The organism is Nocardia sp. NPDC055165, assembly GCF_053606985.1.
Window position 1 is genome coordinate 42,864 of the sequence record NZ_JBSGSS010000005.1, and the last position, 16,495, is coordinate 59,358.

Consider the following 16,495-nt stretch of genomic DNA (forward strand, 5'->3'; position numbering starts at 1 on the left):
CCACGTCACAACGGATGCTACCGAAAGGTTTGGGGCTCGCAATCGTTTCCTCCGACAACATTCCTGCAGGTCGGCTCGTCATCACACACCGGGCGGCCGCGCGTGCGGCGGCTGACCATCGGGCCCCCTATGGTGCGATGGCACCCCGGGACCGGCATGTTCGGCGTTGTGTACCGCGTCGACGACCAGGCTGCGGACATGGTCGTTGTCGAGGCTGTAGTAGATGGTGGTCCCCTCGCGACGAGTACGCACGAGCCTGGCCATCCGCAGTTTCGCCAGATGCTGGGACACCGAGGGGCCCGGCTTGCCCACCCGGCTCGCCAATTCGTTCACCGAGAGTTCTTGATCGGCCAGCGCCCAGAGGACTTGAACCCTCGTCGGATCGGCCAGCATTCGGAACACCTCGACCACCAACCCCACCTGATCCTCGGCCAGAGGCGAGCGGGCATCTGCATTCATGCGCAGATAATAGATCGCCGATGCCGGTTCCCCCGTAGCCGCCGCTCCGGACGTTGGTCAGGCCGACATGCCGAGTGCCGAGGCGAGCGCCGGACCGAGGGCCGGAATCCGCTCAGCGCAACGCGATCTCGGCGAGCGCGGTCCAGTCGGCCAACACCTTTTTGCGACGAACGCGGTCACGGCCGACCATCTCGTCGAGAGTGGCGCCACGGACCAGGTTTATGGTGAGCCAGAAGGTGCTCTCCAAGCGCTCACCGGTGATGGCGGGGTCGATCAGCCCGGCACAGCGGTCGAGCAGCTCGACGGTGAGTTCGTGCTGCACCCGCAACATTTCACGGCGTAGCGCCGTGTCGTTGGCGATTCCCACATACAGCTCCACCGCGGCACGACCGAGCTTGCCCGCGAAGGTAGCGGTGACCAACTCGACCAGTACAGCGCCCGCCGACCTACCGTCCGGCACCGCTTTCGCCTTACGCAGCATGGCTTCTCGCTGACGATCGGTGAGATGGCCGATCGCCTGAGCTAGAAGTTCACCGCGCGTGTGGAACTGATGCAGCTGCGCGCCACGCGTCACCCCCGCCCTGGCCGTGATATCGGCGATGGAGGCACCCGCATAGCCGACCTCGGCCAGGCTCTCGATGGCGGCATCAAGCAGCAGCGTCCGGGTCCGCAGACTCTTCTCCTGATGCTTGTTCGGTGGGAGCGCAGGCATCACTCCAGTATAGGGCTACAAAATTACATGTCACATTGCACGCAATTCAGTGCTCGGCGTACTGTCATGACATGGCTGTAGACCGGATGTTGCCCACCGCCGAGGCACGTGAGCTGATCGATCTGACCCGCGACATCGCCGACAAGGTGCTCGAGCCGCGTGTCACCGAGAGCGAGAAGACCGGAGTCTTCCCGGACGGCGTGTTCCCGGCGCTCGGCGCGGCCGGGCTGCTCAGCCTGCCGTATCCGGAGGAATTCGGCGGCGGCGCGCAGCCGTACGAGGTGTACCTCCAGGTGCTGGAGGAAATCGCGAGCCGCTGGGCCGCCGTCGCCGTGGCGGTGAGCGTGCACGGCCTGTCCTGCCACCCGCTGTTCACCTACGGCACCGACGAGCAGAAGCAGCAGTGGCTCGACGGCATGCTCTCGGGCGAAACCATCGGCGCCTACAGCCTTTCCGAAGCGCACGCCGGTTCCGACGCGGCCGCCCTGCGGTGCCGGGCCACCCCCGTCGACGGCGGCTACAACCTCAACGGCACCAAGGCCTGGATCACCAACGGCGGCCGCGCCGACTTCTACACCCTGTTCGCCCGCACCGGCGAGGGGTCGCGCGGCATCTCCTGCTTCCTCGTCCCCGCGGGCACCGAGGGCCTGAGCTTCGGCAAGCCCGAGGAGAAGATGGGCCTGCGCGCCATCCCCACCACCACCGCCGCCTATGACGACGCGTTCCTGCCCGCCGAACGTCGCATCGGCGAAGAGGGACAGGGACTTTCGATCGCGTTCAGCGCGCTCGACGCGGGCCGCCTCGGCATCGCCGCCGTCGCCACCGGTGTCGCCCAGCGCGCGCTCGACGAGGCCGTCGCCTACGCGAAGGAACGAGAAGCCTTCGGCCGCAAGATCATCGATCACCAGGGCCTAGGGTTCGTCCTCGCCGACATGGCCGCCGCCGTCGACACCGCCCGCGCCACCTACCTCGACGCCGCCCGCCGCCGCGATGCGGGCCTGCCGTATTCGCGCCAGGCTTCGGTCGCCAAACTGGCCGCAACCGACGCGGCCATGAAGGTGACCACCGACGCGGTCCAGGTCTTCGGCGGCTACGGCTACACCCAGGACTTCCCCGTCGAGCGCTACATGCGCGAAGCGAAGGTCATGCAGATCTTCGAGGGAACCAACCAGATCCAGCGCCTGGTCATCGCCCGCCACCTCGCCGGTAGCTAATAGGCAACGCGCTGATCAATAGGGGTCAGCGCGTTCGGGCAACCGATCAGTAAACTGGACGGCATCTCGACACCTCGACGAAATGAGGCGCGCGATGCTGTGGTGGTTGATCGTGATCGTGATCGTGTGCGTCGGTGCTCTGCTGTACCTGCGTGCCGAACAGAACAAGCGCAACGCGCGCGAGCTCGAGGAAGCACAGGCCGACGCGCGGGTGACCATCGAGCGGCTCGGCGGACAGGTCTACCAGCTGACTCCGCGCAACGAAGCCGCACGACAGGCCCTGGCCGACGCGTCCGAACGGTACAACGCCGCAGGCGGTCAGATCGACCGCGCCGGCTCCCCCGCCCAAGCCCGCCTGGCCAAGCAGTCCGCGCTGGAGGGCCTCTATTACATTCGCGCCGCCCGCACCGCGATGGATATGGACCCCGGCCCTGCGATCCCGGCCATCGAGGGCCAGGACATCGCCGGCCAGGTCGACGAGCAGCGCACCATCGCCCACAACGGCCGCTCGATCACCGCCTCCCCCGCCCCCTCCGCGGGCACACCGAACTATTTCCCCGGCGGTCGCGTGGCGGGTCGCCCCGTCCCCGCCGGGTGGTATTCCGAACCGTGGTGGAAGCCCGCGCTGATCGCCGGCGCCTGGGGCGCGGGCTCGGCACTGTTGTTCACCACGCTGTTCGCCGGAATGGGCGGGGTCGGCTACAACGCGCAAGCCTTCGAGGACGGCACCGGCGAAGCGGCCGCCGATCCCGGCACCGACCAGGGCGGATTCGACCCCGGCGACACCGGCGGCGACTTCGGCAACAGCGGGGGTTATGACACCGGCGGCGGTTTCGACAGCGGCGGCGGCGGCGATTTCGGCGGCTTCTGACCCCGCCCAACGGGCCTCTGCCACCGACCCCGGCCCCACGCTATACTCAGCTCGGCCAGCCCAGCCTGGCCACGCCTTCGTAGCTCAGGGGATAGAGCAACCCTCTCCTAAAGGGTAGGTCGCAGGTTCGAATCCTGCCGAGGGCACCAGAACTTCTCAGTCAGGCATTGCCGAGTAGGTCACCACGAGTGGGGCGTGATCGGAGAGGCGCTCGGCGGGTGACGGTTCCTTGTCGACGACGACAGACGTGGCGAGGCGGGCGAGACCGGGTGTCGCGAGTTGGTGGTCCACTCGCCAACCCACATCCTTGGCGAACGATCGACCCGCCCAACTCCACCAGGTGAGTGGACCCGGGCGATCGCCGTGCACCTGTCGCACCACGTCGATGAGCCGGCGCGTGCCGAGAATCGAACTGAACCACTCGCGGTCGGCAGGCAGGAATCCGTCCATCGTGCGGGCGGCACGCCAGTTGGTCACATCGTGCCGGGTGTGCGCGATGTTCAGATCCCCGGTGAGGACGAACTCGCGTCCCGCGCTCAGCGCCGCGAGCCGGTTCCGGTGCACTTCGCGGGCGAACGCCGCGAGGAACCTCTGCTTGCGTTCGTACTTGACCCCACCGTCGGGCTGTTCGCGCAGAGATCCCGGGCGCTGCAGATGCGAGGGCAGACCACCCTTGGGGAGATACAGACAGGCCACCGTCACCGGCCGGTCGGCCAGGTCGACCTCGATATAGCGTCCCTGTGCGGCGAACTCACCGAGTCCGCGGGCCCTGGGTGGGTGGGTCACCCACGTCCGCACGGCAGCGGCGCAAACCCTCGTCAGTACGGCCACACCGTTACGACCGGCCACCGAACCCACGTCCACCGCCGCCGAATAGCCCGGGAAGGTGCCCACATCAGATGCGGGACAACGCAACTCCTGCAACGCGACCACGTCGACCGACCGCGCCCGCAACCACTGGTCGAATCCACGGCGACGTGCCGCGCGGATTCCGTTCACGTTGAATGTGGCGACAGTGAGAGAATCAGCGACCGACGAACCCATGGCAACACTGTGCCGGAGTCCCCCGTCACCCGCTCGGGCAGCTCCGGTACGCGACCTCGGTGGGGCCGGGGAGATCGGCGAACTGGTTTTCCCTCGCGCAAGCCGATGGATGGGACCGCGCGTTCTCGCCTCCCCCAACGGCACTCGGTTTATCGACGCCGAAGCACCGGCAGCTCAGACCGAATATCTCGGTGCGCACGCCGCCACGGACACGAGATGTGAAGGCCAGGCAGGAAGCCGAGGCCGAAGCTGAGCGAGCACGGACTGGACCCCGCCGATCTAGCTCTGATGTCGTCACGTCCGTTTCATCTCGGATGTACGCCGCCCAGGATACGTCCAAAAGTTGGAGCAGCAGGCGACCTGCCACACCAGGGCGATAGACTCAGATCAGATAATGACCAACTATGACTAGGCGTTTTCCGGTTGCCTGTGTTTTGCGTGTCCTGCCGAGGGCACGACAGCGCACTGCGGCTGCCAGCCCGGTGACCTGATGCTCGGCGAAGTTCGAGTAGCCGACTACTCTACGACGCGATTACGTCGGAGCCTACTGTTGATTCGGTACTGAACGCGTTCTCGGGACATCCCACGCTGGTGCTGCGCCACCCGGCGTGGCCGGGCGTTTTGTGGCGCAATCCGGATCGAGTGTTTGGGCATGAACGACGATTTCTGGGACGATCTTCTCGCGCATATCCGGCAGCGGGTTCTGGTGCCGGTTGTGGGGCCCGACGTGACCAGGGTCGATATCGGCGACGCTGATCAGACATTCACCACACTCATCGGCCAGCGCCTGGCCGAACGCTGGAACCTCTCCGTGCCGCCCGGACCGACCACCATGGATGCGGCGGTCGCGGCGTTCCTGCGCGAGCGCGGCCAAGACGAGATAGAGCGGTTGTATCGCGTCATCAACGACATCATCGTGGAGGTCGATCCAGAGCCCGGCGACGCACTTCGAAACCTCGCCGCGATCGATGACCTGCGCTTGTTCGTGAGCACGACGCCCGACCGTGTGCTCGCGAAGGCAGTGAACGAGGTCCGTTTCCAGGGAAGGCAAGGCGCGCGGGAGATTTCGTTCTCTCCCAATCAATCCACCAGTGAACAGTCGCGAAATGCCCAACCGGCCACGGCCGCCGATACCGTCGTTCTGAATTTGTACGGTCAAGCGGCCTCCACCCCTCAATATGCGATCCATGAGGAGGACCGGCTGGAGTGGCTGCACGCATTACTCAGCGAAAAGGCGAGCCTTCCCGACTGGGTCGGTTATCAACTGAAGGAACATCCCCTACTCTTCATCGGCTGCGAGATCCCCGACTGGCTCGGACGGTTCCTCCTGCGGATGTCCAGCAATACCCGGCTGTCGCTGGAACGCATTCCCTTCTTTCTCGCCGGCTGCTCGGCGTCACGAGAACCTTCCCTCTCGAGTTTTTTCGCGACGTACTGCCGCAAGACGCTGGTCCAGCAACTGGACATCGACCCGGCGACCTTTGTCGCGGAGTTACGCGCACGCTGGGTGCAGCAGACCACTCCGAGGCGCCATGACGCTGTTGGCGACGCCCTTCGCCCGCTTCCGGACGCTCCGACGATCTTCATCAGCTATATGCGGGAGGACGCCGACGCGGCCAAGCGAGTCTGTGACGCCATCACGAGTCTCGGCGGTGACGTGTGGCTCGACGAGCGGCGGCTCAGCCCAGGAGATGCGTGGGAACACGAGATTCTGTGCAGCATCCGCCGAACCGTCCGTCTGTTCGTCCCGATCATCTCCGCGAACACCGAGCACGCGGAGGAAGGCTACGTTTTCAAAGAATGGTACGAGGCGGCAGATCGCGCACGCTCCATCCCGAGCCGCCGTTTCATCGTGCCCGTGGTTATCGACGACAACTACGATCTCAACCCGAGCCGTTACCGGCAGATGCCGGACAGCTTCGGGCGCTTGCACTTCGGCAGGGCACCCGGCGGTGAGCCGGATGCGGGGCTCATCGCCGTGCTGAAGGACGAAATCCGCGCGATGCGGCGGACAGCGGCATGACTGCCGTCACGCGAGCGGGGCAACTCGACAGCGAGAACCCGTGGCCGGGCCTGGAGTCCTTCGAGGAAAACGGGCAGGCGTTCTTCTTCGGGCGCGACCGTGAAGCGGAGTCCTTGCTGAACCACGTCCGCGATGCCCCGGTCACGATCTTGTACGGGCGGTCCGGTCTCGGAAAGACCTCGCTGCTGCGAGCCGGCCTCTTTCCCGCACTGCGCAACGAGCACTTCCTGCCGATCTACATACGCTTGGATCTCACACCGAACGCGGCGGCACTGTCTCGCCAGCTACACCGATCGGTGCGCGACTCGATCCGGGCCGAAGCGCCCGATGCGATATTGCCCGGCGACGATGAATCGCTCTGGGAGTATCTGCATCGCAAAGACTTCGAGCTCTGGAGTGCACAGAACTATCCGCTCACGCCGGTGATCGTTCTCGACCAGTTCGAGGAACTGTTCACCCTCGGTGAGCGCGTTCCAGATCTCGTCCGGGAATTCATGCACGACCTCGGCGACCTCGCCGAGAACCGGATTTCCGACGATGTGGCTGCCCGGATCGACAACGATGAGGCCGAGGCAGGCCGGTTCCGGTTGCGGTCACAAGACTTCAAGTTGCTGATCACGTTGCGGGAGGACTTTCTGCCCAACCTCGAGGAATGGTGCCCGCTCATTCCCGCGCTGGGACGGTCACGGATGCGGCTGCTTCCCTTCCGCGCCGATGCGGCGTTCGAGGCGGTCCACAACCCGGCCGAGCATCTGATCACCGAGGCTCTCGCGCATCGAGTGGTGAGCATCATCGCCGGCGAGGACCTTCACCTCGGCCGGGATACCTCGTGGGTCGACATCGATGACAACCTCGCGGCCTCCGACGTGGAGCCCGCGCTGCTGAGCCTGTTCTGCCGCGAGCTCAACGAAGAGCGCAAGCGTCGTGGGCGCGCGCACTTCGACGAGCAGCTGGTCGAGGATGCCAAGCGCGACATTCTGTCGAACTACTACGCGTCGTGCGTGCGTGATCTGTCACCGCGAGTCGCGGAGTTCATCGAGTCGGAACTGATCACCGAGAAGGGTTTCCGCGACAGCTACGCCCGTGAGGACGCGGTGCCGTCACGGCTGACCGACGACGAACTCGCTCGGCTGATCGGCTCGCGCCTGGTGCGGCTCGAGGAATACCACGGCGCGCAACGGATCGAACTGACCCACGATGTGCTCACGGGCGTCGTACGCGACCACCGCGACCGGCGACGCGCGGAGGAAGTGCGCGCGGCGCAGGCGGCCCATGCGGAAAGGGAAAAGCGAGCCCTGCTCGACGCTGCCACTCGGCGTGAGGCCGAACTCGACGACGAGCGGCGGGCGGGACGGCGACTCAGGCGGCTGTCAACTGTCCTGGCAATGGTGTGCGTCGTATCCGTCGTGCTCGCTGTCTTGGCCGCGATCAATTGGCGATCGGCCGACATCGCCCGCGATGATGCCGCTGCTCGAAGCAGAGAGATTTTCGCCGGGCGCCTGACCTCGCAGGCGCAGGCGATGCTGGCCGGCGACCGGCCCGGCGGCAAATTGGAGGCGCTCGACAAATTGCTTGCAGCGCAGCAGATCTCGACCGATCCCGACCTCGGCGCGCTGGGAACGACGTTGCGGAACGAGGCGCGCTTGCACAAGGTCATCGACCTGGTTGCGCAAGGTGGTGTGCTCAGCGCCGACGGTCGGCGGATTGCCACGCACACACCGTCCGGAATCAAGCTGGTGGATACGGAGACGGCGAAGCCGCTCGGAGAGCCGCTCGCTGCCGACGGCACGGTCGTGGCGACAAGCCCGGACGGGCGGTATCTCGCGTTGAGTCACCGCGACGACATCATTCGAGTATGGGACTCGGCCACGGGCAAGCCGATCGGGCCACCGGTGACGGGCGGCAAGAACTCACTGCGAGCCGCTGCCGTCAGCCCGGACGGTAACCGGGTCGCCGCAAGCTGGGGCGATCACGCAGGTCTGTGGGATGCCCGGACCGGGCGCAAGATAGGGCCATCGCTGGGTGGGCGCGTCACACAGGTGCTGGCGCTGGCGTTCAGCCCCGATGGGAATCGCCTGGCTTCAGCAGGTACCGAGAAGACGGTAAAGCTCTGGGATGCCCGCAGCGGCGCGACACTCGGCGAAACAGTAGCTGCCGGCGACCCGCGCATCAGCCGCAGCGAAGCGATACGGAGTCTGAGCTTCAGTCCCGATGGACACTTCATCGCCGCCGGCGGTAACACCATCGGCCTCGGTACATTGCTGGGCGCGGGCACACCGTTGCGGATCTGGAACGCCGATACCGGCGCCGCAGTCGGGAACCCGGTGACGGGCAATTTCGGCAACGTCCAATCGGTGGCATTCAGTCCGGACGGTGGCCGGATCGTCACAGGGGGCAGCGACAAGACCGTACGACTGTGGGACTCGAAGACCGGTCAGCCGGTGGGCAATCCGCTCGGACTCAATGCGGCCGTCCGGTACGTCGCCTTCACCCGTGACGGCGACCGGATCGTCGCGGTGGCCGACGATACCGGCCAAGTAATTCACGCCGATCCCGCTGCGGCGTTGACCACCAGGGTAGGAGGCAGCAGGGCGATCGGGCCGGCGTCGGTGGATACCAGGCAGGGGGTGGACAGCCACACGGATCGTCCGCGAATTCTGGTCCTTCGTGATGATGTACTGCGACGGCTGGACGTCGACACCGGTGAACAGATCGGGGACGTGATCGTGTCCGAGGCACTCCGAGGAGGCACCCAGATCTCGTTCAGCCCGGACGAACGCTGGCTCGCGGTGGTGGGCCGGGACAACGATATCCGAGTCGTGGATGTAGCGAATGGGCGCCAGCGTGGCGCGCCGATGAAGGGGCACAACGACACGTTGAACACAGTGGAGTTCAGCCCGGACGGGAAGACACTCGCAACGGGAGGCAGTGACAATACGGTTCGACTCTGGGACTGGGCAGAGGGGCGGCAGATCGGCGATCCCTTGACGGGTCACAAAAATGGCGTGCACAAAATCGCATTCAGCCAGGACGGCCGTCGGCTGTATTCCCTCAGCAGCGATTCCGTCCGCATCTGGGATACCACCACAAGGCAACCGGTCGGTAAGGCAATGGAGAGCCACTTCTTCGCGAGCATGACGCTCAGCCATGACGACCGGCGCATCGCGGTCGCGGACAACGAGACGATCCGCCAATGGGACGCCGAAAGCGGTGACGCCGTCGGCGAGCCCTTCACAGGCCACGACGATCCCATCGATTCCGTCGGTTACAGCCCCGACGGCAGGTACCTCGTCTCCGCCTCGACAGACCGCACGCTGCGGTTCTGGGACGCCTACACCGGAGGTCAGATCGGACAACCGATCGTCACCGCCCCGGTCGGCCAAACCCCGCTGCTCGAATTCAGCAAGGACGGTCGTCGCGTTTTCATTATTGCCCAGGGGGTCTCCTTGGACGGCAAGCCTCCGTTCGTGGGCGGTGGGATATGGCAGCTTCCGGCGCCCGCCGCGTGGTGGGACGCGCTCTGCGACAAACTCACCTCCAATCCCAGCGACGAGAAATGGAAGAACTGGGTTTCGGACGACATACCGAACACCGAGCTGTGCCAGGGCAAACCCCAGGCATGATCCGTTGTGTCGCACCGGGACCTCCAGAGCTGATTCCACGCTAAAGTCACCCCGAAGGGCAGAATTGAAACACGTTCTAATGGGGGCTTCATCATGTCGAAATGGCGAATCAGGTCGTTGCTGTGCGCGGCAGCAGTGACGGTGGGTGTGGGCGCCGGTCCCGCGCAGGCGGAACTACCGGTGGAATACAGCACGTGGAGTGGCATTCGTGCCGAGCTGGCTCATCCCGGCGGCTCGCTGCCCGGCAGCAATGACTGGGACTGCAAACCCGGTGCGGCACACCCGAATCCGGTGGTGATGGTGCACGGCGGAGCCGGAGCCGGCGCCCAAACCAATTGGGGCACCATCGTTCCGCTGCTGGTGAACGAAGGCTACTGCGTCTTCGCGCTGACCTACGGCGCTCTCGACCTGCCATGGCCGGTTTCGGCGCTCGGCGGGATGACCGGCACCCCGGAGCAGAACGCGCGCACCATCGGCAGTTTCATCGAGCGGGTACAGGCCGCGACCGGCGCCGAGAAGGTCGATATCGTCGGCCATTCCCTGGGCACGCTGCTGCCGAACTATTACGCGAAACGATTCGGGGGTGCGTCCCTGATCGAGAACTATGTCTCCTTGGCTCCGGTATGGAGTGGCACCTTCGGCGATCAGTTGGCCACCGCCCGCGAATACGCCGCCCAACTCGGTGTCGGCCCAGCCCTCGAAGCAGCGTTGGCCGCCCAGCCCTCCGGGAAGGAAGCCCAGACAGGTTCGCCACTGATGGTCGACCTGCATTCCGACGGCATGTATGTCCCCGGCATCAGCTACACCAATATCGTCACCATCCACGACCAGGTCGTCCTGCCCTATACGTCAGGTCTGCTGCCCGGCGACGGGGTGACGAATATCGTTCTGCAAGAAGGCTGTTCGCAAGACAGGGCCGATCACCTCGGCATCGTCGCCGATCCCCGCGCAGCCGCCTACCTGCTCAACGCCCTCGATCCACAACACCCTCGCCCGGTGCCCTGCCCGGCCGGATAATCGGCCCGAAGGCCGCCGGTCTATTTCTCGCAGAGCGCGTGGTCCACCAGCTCGCCGACCGTCCGCAGTTGCGCGAATCCCTTGCTCTGCGTGACATCCTCACCGACAGCGAGCGTGGCCGACAGTGAGACCACGGCGCTTCGGCCACCGTCATCGGTCACTCCGGCGTTGGTGAGAAATCCCGTCTGACCGCCGTTGTGCATCCAATACGCGCCGCCGCACGACAGCGGCACCGCGAACAGGCCGAGACCGTAGCTCGCGCCGGGCCAGACCAGCCCGGTGACACCCTCGACCGGCACCGTGGTCCGCATCTGGGCCAGTTCTTCGGGTCGCAGCAGTTTTCCGCCGAGCAGACTTCGGTAGAAGGTGCCGACATCGGCGGTGGTGGAGACGTAGCCGGCGGAGGCGTCGGCGTCCACCAGTTCGGTGACATCGATCAGCGGACCGCCGACCTCGAATTGCTGATACCCGTTCGCGTGCGGGTCGGGCAGCGTCGGCGCGTCGCCGGGCCAGCGGGTGTCACGCAGTCCGAGTGGTTCGAGGATCCGTGCGGAGATCTCGTCGTACCAGGGCCGGTTTGCCACCTGCTCGATGATCAGGCCGAGCAGGACATAGCCGACATTGGAGTACGACCACCCCGCACCCGGCGCGAAATCGGGTGCGTGCCGCATGGCGGCCGCCACCGTGTCGCGCGGATCGCGCACCTGATAGCGGAGCCGGTAATAGTCCTCGGCAGTGGCCATTTCGGGCGGGCTCTCGTGAATACCGCTGGTGTGCTGGAGAAGGTGCCGAACTGTGATTTCCGCACCGTCATTTCCGTTGCCGCGCACCATATCCGGCAGCCAGTGCTGAACGGTGTCATCGAGCGAGAGACGACGTTCACCGACCAGCATCAGGATCACGGTGGCGACCATCGTCTTGGTCAAGCTTCCGATCCGGAAGTATCCCTCGGGCGAAACCGCCGCCAGGGCAGAAGTATTCGAGTGACCCGCTACCGCGGCCTGATCGGTCCCGACGCCCACGACCCTGGCCTGCACTCCCGTAGTTCCCAGCGCCGCGATCGCATCGACGTCGCGTCGCAAAGTGTCCGCGCGGGGTTCGGCGTCGCACCCGCAGACCGTCGAGACCAGCGCGAGCACCGCGGCCAGGATCGTGTATCGCATCGTTCCCCTTTCGCATCACCGGGAACCTATCGATGCAGAACACCCCTCGACATCCCACTGCGGTACGGCAACGCACTCACCCCGCGGTATCGACTCGGCGTTCGCGCGCCGGCCCGAGTCACGGCACGAGCGCGTCGGCGAGATCGGCGAGGTCCGGTCCGCATCGTCGCTATCCGCACCGCTGACACACCCGGGTGACGGCGGATTCGGTGTATGACCGAGTCACACCCCCGGGTTATCCACACCGTGTACGGGGAACATCGTTAGCGAGGTTAACGGACAAGCTCGACGTCTCGATCTACCCACGTCCCGAATCGAAATCTGCACGAAAGGAAACTTCACGGTGAGAACGAAGCGAGCGATAGCGGTTGTGGCAGTGGCAGCTCCGGCGATGTTCATGATCCCGGCCGTCAGTTCCGCACAGCTGCCGATCTGTTCGGCCGAGATGTTGACCGCGACCACCCAGCACGACTCTGCGCCCTCGACCCAGCAGAACACCCTGCGGATCGTGCTCACCAACACGTCCCAGCAGAGCTGCCTGGTCCAGGGCTACCCGGGCGTCGACCTGGCCGGGCCCGACCATCCGGCCTACGGGCCGAACTACTCGCTGCCACGCCAGGAAACCGGTTTCGCCCCCGTGACGGTCGCCCCCGGCGCGGCCGTGAGCAGCGAACTCACTTATCTCTCGGACGGACCCGAAGGCTGGACACCCACTACGATCGTCCTGACCCCGCCCGACACCACCACCCAGTTGCAGGTGCCGTGGCCGCAGGTCGGCAGCGTCGTCCGTCAAGACGCCGCCACCCACGCGGGTACCTTCATCGGCCCACTGCGGCCGGCCTGATCATGCGAATGTTGAACCACGCGCAGAAGGGAAATCCCATGAATCTTCCGATTCGCCGATTCGGCATCGCTGTGATGCTCGGCGCCGTGCCCGCCATGCTGACCGCCGCACCGAATGCGACCGCGGCAGTGACCGGAGTGAGTGTGGAGCAGCCTGCCGAGGGCCTGCGCACCGGCTGCGCTTACACGGTCACCGTCGGTGTCGACGCACCGGTTTCCGAGGCCGGCGAGGTGACCATCGGCATCAGCGGTGGTTCGGTGCCCGGGAACGGCAAGCAGCTCGGGGTCGCCGTCTACCATCCGGAGAACGGCACCGCGACGTTCGACTGGACACCCGAGTACACCGGTCGTCAAAACCTTGTCGCCCAGCAGTTCAAGCCCGGGCAGTACACCTCCACGGACTACATCACGGTCGAGGTCGTAGGGCGCGGTCTGAATACCGGAAGCTCCTGCCTGCCGCTCCCATAGAACTCACCGACCAGGCCGACTTCACCTTAATCCGGCAACCCGCGCGATTAGGATCGCGATGGTGGGATTGGTGTTCGAGACCCGATTATCGGACTCGCCCTGGGTGGAGTCGGTGTGGACCTGCCGCAGTGAGCAGGTCGCGGAGATGACATCCGTGGCGACCGAGACCTGGGGATTGGTGTTCTGGGAGCAGCAGGGTGTGCCGTTCGCGGCGGTCACCGGGCCGGAAGTCGCCACCAGCACCGCACCCGTTCCCGAGGGGGCCGACTTCGTCGGCATCCAGTTCGCCGTCGGCACCTCGCTGCGCGCGGTGACCGCGACAACCCTGGTCGACAGTGGGATCGTCCTGCCCGATGTGACCGCACGCGGGTTCTGGCTGGACGGCGACCGATGGGAAACACCGCGCGTCGACGACGCGGAAGCGCTGGTCGAGCGGCTGGTCGGCCAGGGCGTCGTGGTCCGCGATGCCCTGGTCGCCGACACGCTGCGTGGTCTGACACCCGCGATCACCGAGCGCACGCTCGAGCGTCGCTTCCGGGCGGCGACGGGCCTCACCCAGGGCGCGGTCCGTCAGATCGAGCGGGCCCGCACCGCGGCGGTGCTGCTGAGCGCGGGCGAGGCGCCGGGCGATGTCATCGACAAGCTCGGCTATTACGACGAGCCCCACCTCGCCCGCGCGCTGCGCCGCTTCGTCGGCCGGACGGCGGGGCAGCTGCGCGAGGGTGCCAGTGGTGCGATCGCGCTGGACCTCACTCAGCGCACCACGTCGTAGACCATCTTGGCGACGCCGTTGGAGTATGTTGCCGAGTCGCGCAGGCGCAGCTGCTGTTTGGGCCGGTCGGCCCGGCCGAACAGGCTCTTGCCCGCGCCGAGCAGCACCGGGAACACGAGCAGATTGTATCGATCGATCAGGTCGGCGTCCGAAAGCCGCTGTGCCAGTTCGGCACTGCCGTGGATGTAGATCGGGCCGCCGTCGGTCTGCTTCAGCTTTTCGATGTCCTCGGTCGAGCGCAGAATGGTGATCTCGCCCCAGCCCTCGATCAGCGCGTCGTCGGTGAGCGAGGAGGAGACAACATATTTGGGCAGCTCCTTGTAGGCGGCGTGATCCTCGGAATCGCGCCAGATCGGGGCGAACGCCTCGTAGCTGCGGCGGCCGAACATCAGCGCGGTGGTGTCGGCGAGTTCCTCACCCTTGAGCGAATACGCCTCCGGCACGAACTCGGTCTCCATCACCCACCCGCCACTGCGATGCCCCTCGACCTTCCCACCGGGCGAGTCCACCACGCCGTCGAGCGACATGAATCCCGTGTAAACCAGTTCGCGTGCCATCACAATCCTCCTGAATACGAGCGTCGGAAACTGCCTGCGGCCAGCCTAGGGAACGCTCCCCCACACTGTCTTGGACGAAACCGACACGGACCTGTGAACTCGACACCGCCGAACTCTCCGATGTCCTGCGACGGACCCGAGCGGGGTTCCACCGCGCTGTCGCCGCGATGGCCTCGGCGGGCAACGACATCGTCATGGACCACGTCCTGAGCGAGCCGTGGCGGCTGCGCGACTGTCTGACGGTCATGCACGGCATCGACGTCGTCTTCGTCGGCGTGCACTGTTCACTCGACGAACTACAACGCCGAGAACAGCAACGGGGCGATCGCCGCGTCGGCACCGCGGCCGGCCAGATCCATTCGGTTCACGCCCACCGGGCCTACGACCTGGAACTCGACACCAGCACCGGCACTGTCGAGAACTGCTCGGCCCAGATCGCCGCGTTCCTCGACCCTGCCCCCACACACCGAGCATTCGATCGCCTTCGCGCCGAACTGACGAGGTGAGATGCGTTGCGACCCGACGCCGACTGCACCCAGCCCTCGACCTCCGCGCGCCTTGCGTGGACAGGCGTTGCGGTGGGCGGCACTACGGGCCGAGCGGCGGCTTTCGGCCGGTGGGCACCAGCAACGCGGGCGGTGCCCGATCAGCGTTGGCGCCAGCTCAGGGGGCCGGGGAGGTCGACGCTGTTCTTGCGGGTGCGGGAGTTCCAGGACCAGGGGCCGATTTTGATCCCCCAGGACGACAGGCCCGCTTGGGTGAAGTTGAACTTCAGCGGTCCGAAGGATTTGCGCTGACGGAACTTGATGGGCATGAGCAGCCTCCCTGATCGCCACCAGGATAACCGATCCGGTTACGCCCCACCGGTTTCCGCAGGTCGCTAGGACGAACCGGAACGTCGGCGACGACGAGCAATGGCGAACATGGTGAGGGCGACGATGATCGCGAGGGCGATGGCGAGGGTCAGCAGGATCAGGGGGGCGCTGGGGTGGGTTCGGCCCGCGCCGCTGCGGCGGATCAGCAGCGCGGCGATCAGGGGACCGACCATCGTCAGCGCCGCCGCTGTCGACAGCAATCCGCCGGTGATCAATTCGACGGGTCCGAGCCTGACGCTGGACAGCGAACGCACAGGCCGGAGATGTACTGACATGACCTCCCCTTTCGTTGGTATCTGAAAGGTACCGCGCCGGAGGGAATAAACCGCAACCATGCGACCGGGCCGTCGCGACCATGCCACCAGCAAACCAAGAGCGACTGACGAGTCGGGCTATTCGGCCGCGCGTCGCTCGGATCGGGTGCGTGCCCGGTCGTGGGCCTCGCGCAACAACTCGCGAACCCTCGCTTCGGTGGCAGTCGACGGATTCACCACCGCGAGCCAGTTCGCGGCCGCGTAGAGGGGGTGGGCGACGACGGTGTCCTCGATGCTCGCGTCGGTCGGGGCGGCCGCTGCGGCGAAGGTCGTCTTGCTCACGGCGATATTGACGCGGAAGCTGCCGGGGCGGTTCAGGTCGGATGTCTCGTCGCCGGGGTAGTCCTTGGTCACGATGGTGGCGAAGGGCTGACCGGCGGGAACGACGCCGTCGGGGGCGTAGTAGAAGAAGGTGTCGCCCCAGCTGATCTCGGGAGCCTCACTCCCCTCGGTCGGCCGCAGCACCAGCACTCCGCCGAGGCCGGTCACGTAGTCGGTTACTTGCTCGATCGTCATGCTTCGAGCGTCTCATTCGCGAGC

17 protein-coding genes and 1 tRNA gene are annotated in these 16,495 nt (G+C 65.9%); 10 read left to right on the forward strand and 8 right to left on the reverse strand.

The annotated features are described in order from the left end of the window. Window positions 1–81 precede the first annotated feature (81 nt). Both ACWFRF_RS12110 and ACWFRF_RS12115 read right to left on the reverse strand, forming a co-directional pair. The gene (locus ACWFRF_RS12110; RefSeq protein ID WP_378632118.1) at window positions 82–459 is read right to left on the reverse strand and encodes an ArsR/SmtB family transcription factor; all 378 of its coding nucleotides are present in this window, start codon (window positions 457–459) and stop codon (window positions 82–84) included. Between the two features lie 112 nt (window positions 460–571). Beyond that, window positions 572–1,171: a TetR/AcrR family transcriptional regulator gene (locus ACWFRF_RS12115; RefSeq protein WP_379314256.1), complete on the reverse strand. Its 600-nt coding sequence runs from the start codon at window positions 1,169–1,171 to the stop codon at window positions 572–574. Window positions 1,172–1,242: 71 nt separating this feature from the next. On the opposite strand from ACWFRF_RS12115, the gene ACWFRF_RS12120 reads away from it, so the two are divergent. The 3 genes from ACWFRF_RS12120 to ACWFRF_RS12130 all read left to right on the forward strand — a co-directional run bounded on the left by ACWFRF_RS12120 (window position 1,243) and on the right by ACWFRF_RS12130 (window position 3,405). After that, window positions 1,243–2,385, forward strand: coding sequence for an acyl-CoA dehydrogenase family protein (locus ACWFRF_RS12120; protein WP_379314257.1), 1,143 nt, complete (start codon window positions 1,243–1,245; stop codon window positions 2,383–2,385). Window positions 2,386–2,479: 94 nt separating this feature from the next. Further along, window positions 2,480–3,256: a DUF1542 domain-containing protein gene (locus tag ACWFRF_RS12125; protein ID WP_452449936.1), complete on the forward strand. Its 777-nt coding sequence runs from the start codon at window positions 2,480–2,482 to the stop codon at window positions 3,254–3,256. Window positions 3,257–3,329: 73 nt separating this feature from the next. Continuing rightward, window positions 3,330–3,405, forward strand: a tRNA-Arg gene (locus tag ACWFRF_RS12130). A gap of 7 nt (window positions 3,406–3,412) precedes the next feature. Here the strand turns inward: ACWFRF_RS12130 and ACWFRF_RS12135 are convergent. Beyond that, complete coding sequence (locus ACWFRF_RS12135; RefSeq protein ID WP_379314259.1) at window positions 3,413–4,300, reverse strand: exodeoxyribonuclease III; 888 nt, start codon at window positions 4,298–4,300, stop codon at window positions 3,413–3,415. Between the two features lie 652 nt (window positions 4,301–4,952). Here ACWFRF_RS12135 and ACWFRF_RS12140 point away from each other — a divergent pair. The 3 genes from ACWFRF_RS12140 to ACWFRF_RS12150 all read left to right on the forward strand — a co-directional run bounded on the left by ACWFRF_RS12140 (window position 4,953) and on the right by ACWFRF_RS12150 (window position 10,963). Continuing rightward, window positions 4,953–6,323, forward strand: coding sequence for a toll/interleukin-1 receptor domain-containing protein (locus ACWFRF_RS12140; RefSeq protein ID WP_452449938.1), 1,371 nt, complete (start codon window positions 4,953–4,955; stop codon window positions 6,321–6,323). After that, a complete protein-coding gene (locus tag ACWFRF_RS12145; protein ID WP_452449940.1) occupies window positions 6,320–9,946 on the forward strand; it encodes an nSTAND1 domain-containing NTPase in 3,627 nt (1,208 codons plus the stop codon). The genes ACWFRF_RS12140 and ACWFRF_RS12145 overlap by 4 nt, the downstream gene beginning before the upstream one ends. Window positions 9,947–10,039: 93 nt before the next feature. Then, a complete protein-coding gene (locus tag ACWFRF_RS12150; protein ID WP_452449942.1) occupies window positions 10,040–10,963 on the forward strand; it encodes an esterase/lipase family protein in 924 nt (307 codons plus the stop codon). A 20-nt stretch (window positions 10,964–10,983) separates the two neighbouring features. Here ACWFRF_RS12150 and ACWFRF_RS12155 read toward each other — a convergent pair whose 3' ends face one another. After that, complete coding sequence (locus tag ACWFRF_RS12155; RefSeq protein WP_452449945.1) at window positions 10,984–12,126, reverse strand: serine hydrolase domain-containing protein; 1,143 nt, start codon at window positions 12,124–12,126, stop codon at window positions 10,984–10,986. 343 nt (window positions 12,127–12,469) lie between these two features. Between ACWFRF_RS12155 and ACWFRF_RS12160 the strand changes: the two genes are divergently transcribed. The 3 genes from ACWFRF_RS12160 (at window position 12,470) to ACWFRF_RS12170 (ending at window position 14,209) form a co-directional block, all read left to right on the forward strand. Then, on the forward strand, window positions 12,470–12,970 hold the full coding sequence (locus ACWFRF_RS12160) for a DUF4232 domain-containing protein (RefSeq protein ID WP_452449946.1): 501 nt from the start codon (window positions 12,470–12,472) through the stop codon (window positions 12,968–12,970). A 38-nt stretch (window positions 12,971–13,008) separates the two neighbouring features. After that, the gene (locus ACWFRF_RS12165; protein ID WP_378990452.1) at window positions 13,009–13,437 is read left to right on the forward strand and encodes a hypothetical protein; all 429 of its coding nucleotides are present in this window, start codon (window positions 13,009–13,011) and stop codon (window positions 13,435–13,437) included. Window positions 13,438–13,582: 145 nt separating this feature from the next. Beyond that, window positions 13,583–14,209: a helix-turn-helix domain-containing protein gene (locus tag ACWFRF_RS12170; protein ID WP_379313835.1), complete on the forward strand. Its 627-nt coding sequence runs from the start codon at window positions 13,583–13,585 to the stop codon at window positions 14,207–14,209. Here the strand turns inward: ACWFRF_RS12170 and ACWFRF_RS12175 are convergent. Then, on the reverse strand, window positions 14,191–14,766 hold the full coding sequence (locus ACWFRF_RS12175; protein WP_378990454.1) for a dihydrofolate reductase family protein: 576 nt from the start codon (window positions 14,764–14,766) through the stop codon (window positions 14,191–14,193). The two genes, ACWFRF_RS12170 and ACWFRF_RS12175, sit on opposite strands and share 19 nt — an antisense overlap. 65 nt (window positions 14,767–14,831) lie before the next feature. On the opposite strand from ACWFRF_RS12175, the gene ACWFRF_RS12180 reads away from it, so the two are divergent. Next, on the forward strand, window positions 14,832–15,272 hold the full coding sequence (locus ACWFRF_RS12180; RefSeq protein WP_452450231.1) for a chloramphenicol phosphotransferase CPT family protein: 441 nt from the start codon (window positions 14,832–14,834) through the stop codon (window positions 15,270–15,272). Between the two features lie 140 nt (window positions 15,273–15,412). On the opposite strand, the gene ACWFRF_RS12185 is transcribed toward ACWFRF_RS12180, so the two are convergent. The 3 genes from ACWFRF_RS12185 to ACWFRF_RS12195 all read right to left on the reverse strand — a co-directional run bounded on the left by ACWFRF_RS12185 (window position 15,413) and on the right by ACWFRF_RS12195 (window position 16,471). Then, on the reverse strand, window positions 15,413–15,580 hold the full coding sequence (locus tag ACWFRF_RS12185; protein WP_082843603.1) for a DUF4236 domain-containing protein: 168 nt from the start codon (window positions 15,578–15,580) through the stop codon (window positions 15,413–15,415). A 66-nt stretch (window positions 15,581–15,646) separates the two neighbouring features. Next, window positions 15,647–15,916, reverse strand: coding sequence for a hypothetical protein (locus tag ACWFRF_RS12190; protein WP_452449948.1), 270 nt, complete (start codon window positions 15,914–15,916; stop codon window positions 15,647–15,649). 117 nt (window positions 15,917–16,033) lie between these two features. Then, window positions 16,034–16,471, reverse strand: a complete 438-nt coding sequence (locus tag ACWFRF_RS12195; protein WP_452449949.1) for a DUF6194 family protein — start codon at window positions 16,469–16,471, stop codon at window positions 16,034–16,036. Window positions 16,472–16,495 lie beyond the last annotated feature (24 nt).

Bases quoted from the DNA above. Each gene is read 5' to 3' on its own strand.
- ACWFRF_RS12155 (WP_452449945.1), bottom strand. From the start codon at position 12,126: ATGCGATACACGATCCTGGCCGCGGTGCTCGCGCTGGTCTCGACGGTC.
- ACWFRF_RS12140 (WP_452449938.1), top strand. From the start codon at position 4,953: ATGAACGACGATTTCTGGGACGATCTTCTCGCGCATATCCGGCAGCGG.
- ACWFRF_RS12115 (WP_379314256.1), bottom strand. From the start codon at position 1,171: ATGCCTGCGCTCCCACCGAACAAGCATCAGGAGAAGAGTCTGCGGACC.
- ACWFRF_RS12185 (WP_082843603.1), bottom strand. From the start codon at position 15,580: ATGCCCATCAAGTTCCGTCAGCGCAAATCCTTCGGACCGCTGAAGTTC.
- ACWFRF_RS12120 (WP_379314257.1), top strand. From the start codon at position 1,243: ATGGCTGTAGACCGGATGTTGCCCACCGCCGAGGCACGTGAGCTGATC.
- ACWFRF_RS12195 (WP_452449949.1), bottom strand. From the start codon at position 16,471: ATGACGATCGAGCAAGTAACCGACTACGTGACCGGCCTCGGCGGAGTG.
- ACWFRF_RS12165 (WP_378990452.1), top strand. From the start codon at position 13,009: ATGAATCTTCCGATTCGCCGATTCGGCATCGCTGTGATGCTCGGCGCC.
- ACWFRF_RS12190 (WP_452449948.1), bottom strand. From the start codon at position 15,916: ATGTCAGTACATCTCCGGCCTGTGCGTTCGCTGTCCAGCGTCAGGCTC.
- ACWFRF_RS12175 (WP_378990454.1), bottom strand. From the start codon at position 14,766: ATGGCACGCGAACTGGTTTACACGGGATTCATGTCGCTCGACGGCGTG.
- ACWFRF_RS12150 (WP_452449942.1), top strand. From the start codon at position 10,040: ATGTCGAAATGGCGAATCAGGTCGTTGCTGTGCGCGGCAGCAGTGACG.
- ACWFRF_RS12170 (WP_379313835.1), top strand. From the start codon at position 13,583: ATGACATCCGTGGCGACCGAGACCTGGGGATTGGTGTTCTGGGAGCAG.
- ACWFRF_RS12110 (WP_378632118.1), bottom strand. From the start codon at position 459: ATGAATGCAGATGCCCGCTCGCCTCTGGCCGAGGATCAGGTGGGGTTG.
- ACWFRF_RS12145 (WP_452449940.1), top strand. From the start codon at position 6,320: ATGACTGCCGTCACGCGAGCGGGGCAACTCGACAGCGAGAACCCGTGG.
- ACWFRF_RS12125 (WP_452449936.1), top strand. From the start codon at position 2,480: ATGCTGTGGTGGTTGATCGTGATCGTGATCGTGTGCGTCGGTGCTCTG.
- ACWFRF_RS12135 (WP_379314259.1), bottom strand. From the start codon at position 4,300: ATGGGTTCGTCGGTCGCTGATTCTCTCACTGTCGCCACATTCAACGTG.